Origin of the sequence: Oerskovia sp. NPDC060287, from assembly GCF_042726775.1 — a bacterium.
GTDB classification, from domain to species: Bacteria; Actinomycetota; Actinomycetes; order Actinomycetales; family Cellulomonadaceae; genus Oerskovia; species Oerskovia merdavium.
This window is the reverse complement of sequence record NZ_JBHXBO010000264.1, coordinates 1-5,312: the sequence shown is the minus strand read 5'-3', so window position 1 is coordinate 5,312 and position 5,312 is coordinate 1. Positions and strand designations below refer to the sequence as shown.

The 5,312-nt window shown below is 73.9% G+C and carries 3 protein-coding genes; 2 read left to right on the top strand and 1 reads right to left on the bottom strand.

All coding sequences use genetic code 11. The annotated features are described in order from the left end of the window. Positions 1-45: 45 nt before the first annotated feature. Entirely contained in the window at positions 46-1,641 is a 1,596-nt protein-coding gene (locus ACFWFR_RS17085) for an Ig-like domain-containing protein (protein WP_377623796.1), read from the bottom strand. A gap of 178 nt (positions 1,642-1,819) precedes the next feature. Between ACFWFR_RS17085 and ACFWFR_RS17080 the strand changes: the two genes are divergently transcribed. Together ACFWFR_RS17080 and ACFWFR_RS17075 are read left to right on the top strand one after the other, a co-directional pair. Next, positions 1,820-2,650: an ABC transporter ATP-binding protein gene (locus ACFWFR_RS17080; RefSeq protein WP_377623794.1), complete on the top strand. Its 831-nt coding sequence runs from the start codon at positions 1,820-1,822 to the stop codon at positions 2,648-2,650. Next, a complete protein-coding gene (locus ACFWFR_RS17075) occupies positions 2,650-5,232 on the top strand; it encodes an ABC transporter permease (RefSeq protein WP_377623793.1) in 2,583 nt (860 codons plus the stop codon). The genes ACFWFR_RS17080 and ACFWFR_RS17075 overlap by 1 nt, the downstream gene beginning before the upstream one ends. Positions 5,233-5,312: the final 80 nt, after the last annotated feature.

The following is a 5,312-nucleotide window of genomic DNA, read 5'->3' as shown; positions in this document are numbered from 1 at the left end:
GTCGACGGACCGGTCTCCCCCGGGGCCGCAGCCCTCAGGACAGGTTCAGGACGCCGCTCCGCGACGCCGGAGCGCCACGAGAGCCAGCCCCGTCCCGAGCAGCAGGGCAGCCACGCCGGCAAGCACGCCGACCGTCGCGCCCGTCGTGGCGAGGGCCCCGCCCGTCGCCGTCAGCCGGGCGGAAGGCGGCTCGGTCGGCGGCACGACGGCGGCCGGCGGCGTCTCGCCGGGGGGCTCGGTCACGGGTGGCACCGTCGCAGGCGGGACGACCGGGGTCGCCGGGTTGTCGAGCGCCACCTCGACCAGGCCCTCCTCTCCGACCGTCACCTGCGCACCGCCGTCGACCGGCGTGACGCCCTCGCCCGAGAACACCGGCGCCCCCCAGGTCACGCCGTCGACGGCGGCGGGCGAGACCTCGCTCAGCGTGACCACCGTCCCGGCCGCGAGACCCGGCAGCGACACCGTGGCACCGTCGGTCACGGTCAGGCTCCCCGACGCGGTCCGCCCGTCCCGCTCGGTCGTGTACTCCACGGTGAACTCGGTCCCCGCCGGGACCCCGGCGGCACCTTCGCCGGTGACACGCTTGGTCAGCCGGAGCTCGCCGTTGCCGTCCCCGTCGCCGTCACCGCCCGCGCCCGCGTACTCGAGGACCCGCTGGTCGTCCCAGCCTGTGCTGCCCGCGATCTGGTTGCCGAACGTGTCCCCGTCCTGCACGCCTGCGGGGAGCGTCATCTCGTAGCGGACCATGTACATGCGCGAGCCGTCGGTGACGGGATCGACGAACGTGAGGTCGAACGAGGACCCTGCGACGTCCGGGGTGTAGACGTACCCCGTGCCACGTTCGAGCCACACGGCGTCGCCGGAGAAGTCGCCGTCGTTCCAGTCGGCCAGCGGGACGTAGCCGACCACGAGCGAGTCGTCCCTCATGGTCAGCCGTGAGTCGTACGTGTCGGTCACGACGACCGGGCCACCTGCCGATGCTGCCAGGAACTCGCTCGGCACGTAGACGTCCCAGACCGCGGTCCTGCCGTCGGTGCTGACCCAGCCGTTCTTGAGAGGCTGCTCGGGGGCCGACCACCCCGCCCCCGGGATCACCTCGCCACCCGGCACCGGTACCTGGATCACCATGTCGTCGCCCGTCACGAACGAGAACGTGCCACCCTCGCCCACGTCATCCACCTGCGCCCAGAAGTACAGCGTGCCGTGCACGTTGGTCGCGGTCTCGACATAGGGGCTGAGCGTGCACGCGAACCCGTCCTGCGTGACGTCGCAGGTCCCGACGACCGCTCCCTCGGGAGTCTTGAGGTCGAACGTCGTCGCGAAGCCGGTCACGCGGGGCGACTGCGGGAAGGCCAGGGTGAAGGTGTCGCCGGCGCGCGACCCGTCGGGCACTGCCCACGTGGCCTCGATCCGCAGGGACTGCCACAGGTGGACCTCGTCGACCGGCTCGGTGATCGTGACCGTCTTGATGGCGTCGAGCTCGGCCGCGGCCGCCGTGCGCGGCATCGCGAGGACGCCGACGAGGGCGAGCAAAGCCGCGAGCGCGGCCGTCAGCATGCGCCACGGCAGGGCTGCGGTGGAGGGGGGTGCGGCGACCGTCGCCGCGTGCCGGGGCGAGCCGGCCGGTCGGTTGTTCGTCATGATGGCTCCTCGGGTGGTGCCCGGCGGGTCGGGGAGGACCGTCGGGTCGCACGGACGGGTGATCCGTGGTAACTGGCAAGACGCCGGGCGCCGTGCCGCTTGACGCGAGAACTGCCGATGTGTCGCACGTCACCCCGTGCCGGGACACGATGGATCCACCCGAACGAACGGAACCCCGATGGCGCACCCGACTTCCCCACGGCCCTCGGCGAGCCCGTCGCCTGGAGCGCGGCCCGGCGCCCCGGCCGACCGAGCCGGCGCTGCCGCCAGCGCGGGCGCCCCCGGCAGCGCCGCCTGGGCGCGGGGCCTCGTCAAGACGTACGGCCAGGGCGAGACGACGGTCCGCGCCCTCGACGGGGTCGACGTCGACTTCCGGGCGGCCGAGCTCACGGCCATCATGGGGCCGTCGGGCTCGGGCAAGTCGACGCTCATGCACTGCATGGCGGGTCTGGACACGCCGACGTCGGGCAGCGTCGTGATCGACGGGACCGAGGTGAGCCGCCTCTCGCAACGGCGCCTCACGGCGCTGCGGCGGACCCGGATCGGGTTCGTGTTCCAGTCGTACAACCTGGTCCCGACCCTCACCGCCGCAGAGAACATCACGCTCCCGCTCGACATCGCGCGCGCGCCCGTCGACCGGGCCTGGTTCGACGAGGTCGTGGCCGCGGTGGGCCTGGGCGACCGCCTGCACCACCGTCCGTCCGAGCTCTCGGGCGGCCAGCAGCAGCGGGTCGCGTGCGCACGCGCCCTGGTGTCGCGACCGTCGGTCGTGTTCGCCGACGAGCCCACGGGGAACCTGGACTCGCGCTCGTCCGCGGAGGTCCTGGGCTTCCTGCGCCGCTCGGTCGACGAGCTGGGGCAGACGGTCGTCATGGTCACGCACGACCCGCGCGCGGCCTCGTACGCGCACCGGGTCCTGTTCCTGACCGACGGGCGGATCACTGCCGACCTCGCGGCCCCGACCAGGCGCGACATCCTCGACGCGCTCGGCCAGGCGGAGGAGGACTGATGCTGCGGGTCGCGCTGCGCGGGGTCCGGGCCCACCTGGTCCGCTTCCTGCTGTCGACCCTCGCCGTGATGCTCGGCGTCGCGTTCGTCGTGGGGACCTTCACGTTCCGCGCGATGCTGTCGTCGACGTTCGACGAGATCATCGCGACGACCCTCGTCGCCGACGTGTACGTGCGCGGAGCCGAGGAGATCGACGCCACCACGAGTGCGGGCAGCTCGTTCGGGACACCTCACGCCCCGGTCCCGGTCTCGCTCGCGGACACGGTCGCGGGGGTCGACGGCGTCGCGCGCGCGGTGCCCGACGCCTCGGGCCCGATCGTCCTGGTCGCGGCCGACGGCACGGCCGTCACGACGTCGGGCCCACCGAGCATCGGGATCGCGGTGGGGCCAGACGAGCCGACCGTGACGCTCGCGAACGGGGCGTGGCCCGTGGGCGGCACGCAGATCGCGCTCGAGGAGAGCGCGGCCGCGGCTGCGGGACTGACCACGGGCGACACGACGACCGTGGTCCTCGCGGGCGCACCGCAGCCCGTCACCGTCACGGGGATCTTCGCGATCGAGGCCGCTGCGGCGGGCACCATCCTGGTGGGGCTCGACCCCTCGACCGCGCTCGCGACCTACGCGCCCGACGGTACGGTCCCCACGATCTCCGTCTACGCCGCGGGGGACGTGTCCGAGCAGGTGCTCGCCGACCGGGTCGCCGACGTCCTGCCCGCGGGAACCGAGTCCCTCACGGGCGAGGCCATGCGCGACGAGGCCCGCGAGGGCGTCGAGCAGATCCTCGGCTTCATCGAGACGTTCCTGCTGGTCTTCGCGGCCATCGCGCTGTTCGTGGGGGCGTTCATCATCGCCAACACGTTCGCGATGTCGGTCCGCGAGCGCCAGCGCGAGTTCGCGCTGCTGCGCGCGCTCGGGGCCTCGCCCGCGCAGGTCTTCGCGTCGATCCTCGCGCAGGCCGTCGCGGTGGGGCTGCTGGGGGCGGCAGCGGGCGTGGTCCTGGGCAGGGTCCTGGTCAGCGGGTTGCGGGCGGCGTTCGGCTCGACGGGCATGGAGCTCTCGGGTCGCGTGCCGCTGAGCGTCACGTCGGTCGTGGTCGCGATCTCGCTGGGGGTCCTGGTGAGCGTGGTCGCGGCCGCGGTCCCGGGCCGCCACGCGGCCCTCACGCCTCCGGTCCAGGCCATGCACGACGACGTCGCACCGGACCGCGGCACGGGCACCCGGGCGGTGGTCGGGCTGGTGCTCACCGTGGTCGGTGCCGGGCTGCTGGTGCTGGCCTCGCGCCTCGGGAGCTCGGCCTCGGCCGACCCGACCGGGTGGGCCCTGGTCGACGACCTCAACCCGCGGGTCCTGCTCGCGGTAGGCGCGAGCGCGGCTCTCGTGGGCGTCCTGGTCCTGTCGCCCGCGATCGCCGGCCCCGTCATCACGGTCCTCGCCGCCCCGGCGGTCGCCGCGATCCGGCCGCTCGGCCGCCTGGCCCGCGGCAACGTCACGCGCAGCCCGCGCCGCACGTCGAACACGGCCGGCGCGCTCCTGATCGGGATGGCCCTCGTGAGCGCGACCGGAGTCATCGCGGCCTCGACGCAGGCCTCGGTGCGGTCGATCGTCGACGAGCAGGTGCGGGCCGACTACGTGGTCCAGGCCGCCGCCGCCACGGGCGCGCTCCCCCCGGGTGTCACCGATGCCGTGACCGGCCTCCCCGCCGTCGGGCAGGCGCTCGCGCTACGGCTCGGGACCCTCGACGTCGACGGCGAGCCCAGCGGTGCCACGGTCGTGCCGCCCGGGTTCTTCGCCGAGGCGCTCGACGCCCCCGTGGTCGAGGGCGACCCCGACGGGGCGCTCGCCGACGGCGAGGCCGTGGTCAGCCGGACCGCGGCGCGGGACGACGCGTGGGAGGTCGGCGACACCCTGACCCTCACGAGCGACGACGGCGCCCGCACGCAGGACGTGCGCGTCGGGGCGATCGTCGACACCCAGGTGATCTCGTCCGACGTGGTCCTCGCCGACGCGACGTACGCGAGCGTGGGTGTGCCCGAGATCCCGACGTACGCGATCTACGTCACCGCCGCCTCCGGGACGTCCGGCGCGGAGCTGCGTGACGCGCTCACCGAGGCGGTCAAGCCCTTCCTCGTGGTCTCGGTCCTGGACCGTGAGGAGCTCGCCAACGCGGCAGCCGCCCAGGTGGACCAGGTCCTCGTGATCCTCTACGCGCTGCTCGGTCTGTCGATCGTCATCGCGCTGCTGGGCATCGTCAACACGCTCGCGCTGTCGATCATCGAGCGCACGCGCGAGATCGGGCTGCTGCGCGCCGTGGGCCTCGGGCGCCTCCAGCTCGCGGGCATCATCACGATCGAGTCCGTCCTGACCGCGGTCTACGGCACCGTGCTGGGCGTGATCACGGGCATCGCGATCGCCGCGGCGCTGCCGGGGGTGCTCGCCGAGCAGGGGCTCACGAGCCTAGCGGTCCCCTGGGGGCAGGTGCTCGCGGTCCTGGGCCTGGCAGTCGTGATCGGCCTGGTCGCGAGCGTGTGGCCGGGCATCCGGGCCTCGCGCCTGCCGGTCCTGGAGGCGGTCACGGTCGACTGACACGTCGTGCCTGCCGTCGAGGTAGTACGTTCTGCGCGAGGGAGTGCGCGGCGCGTCCTACCTCGCGCAGAACGTACTAC